Raw genomic sequence first — 1,079 nt, 5'->3', positions numbered from 1 at the left:
TGGCGTCGACCGCTGCCCTGAACAAGCTGCAAAAACAGGTCGGTGACTCGCTGACGGGCATGGTTTCAGCATTCGCGATGAACGCTGCGCCGCCGGGCTGGCTCAAGTGCAACGGCGCCGTGGTGTCGCGCACCGCGTTCGCGGGGCTGTTTGCGCGCATCGGTGTCGTGTTCGGCGAGGGTGATGGCTCCACGACGTTCGGTCTGCCGGATCTGCGTGGCTTGTTTCTTCGAGGTGCGGACGATGGGCGCGGCCTTGATCCTGCGCGGGTGTTCGGCACCTTTCAGGACATGATGATCCACGCTCACGGGCACACGGCCTCGGCCGCAGCGGTCGGTGACCACGGCCACACCGCTTGGACGGATGCACAAGGCAACCACGTTCACAGCGCCTGGACGGATGCCCAAGGGAACCACGACCACGGATGGCGGATCGCCGCGACGGGTCAGGGCATTTCAGTGGGTTACCCGTCTGGCGGCGGCAACATCGTTGATCTTGAAATGCCTGGCGGGAAAAACGCGGATAACCAGCCGATGCGTACCGACTACCAAGGCAACCACGCACACAACGTCGGGATCGGTGCGGCTGGACAACACGCGCACAACGTCGGTGTCAGTGCCGGCGGCGCCCACACCCACGGCATCACCGTAGCCGCTGCCGGCGGTACCGAAACCCGGCCGAAAAACATGGCCTTACTTTTCTGCATCAAGTATTGAGATCGAGCATGACTGACAAACTCGTCTATCAGACCGACCGCCTCGGCATTTTCATTGGTGCTGTGAAGGCTGACGAATCGCCGCTGGAACCCGGCGTTTACATGATCCCCGGCGGGTGCATCGAGATCCCGCCGCCGGCGATCCCTGAACACAAAGCCGCCTGGTGGAATGGCCAAGTCTGGCAACTGGTGGACTACTTCGGCGGGGTAGTGGTGTACAGCATCGCCACCGGTGAGCCGCGCACGTTGGAAGGCTTCGAACCTGTGCCGGCGGGCTACACCATGAAGAAACCCAAGGCGAATCAGATCTGGAAGGATGGCCAATGGATCGATGACATCGATTCCGTGTTGGCCGCGCTCCAGG

At 62.4% G+C, this 1,079-nt stretch carries 1 protein-coding gene and 1 pseudogene; both read left to right on the top strand.

Going from position 1 to position 1,079, the window contains the following annotated elements; genetic code table 11:
• On the top strand, window positions 1-716 hold a 716-nt coding region (locus AACY11_RS28260), incomplete at its 5' end, for a phage tail protein (protein WP_339496331.1).
• 8 nt (window positions 717-724) lie between these two features.
• Window positions 725-1,079 (top strand): annotated as a pseudogene (locus tag AACY11_RS28255) (hypothetical protein); the annotation flags it as partial.

Source organism: Pseudomonas sp. RA_105y_Pfl2_P56 (assembly GCF_963970845.1).
GTDB classification, from domain to species: domain Bacteria; phylum Pseudomonadota; class Gammaproteobacteria; order Pseudomonadales; family Pseudomonadaceae; genus Aquipseudomonas; species Aquipseudomonas baetica_A.
Note: the sequence above shows the minus strand (reverse complement) of the source record. Positions and strands in the feature narration are given on the sequence as shown.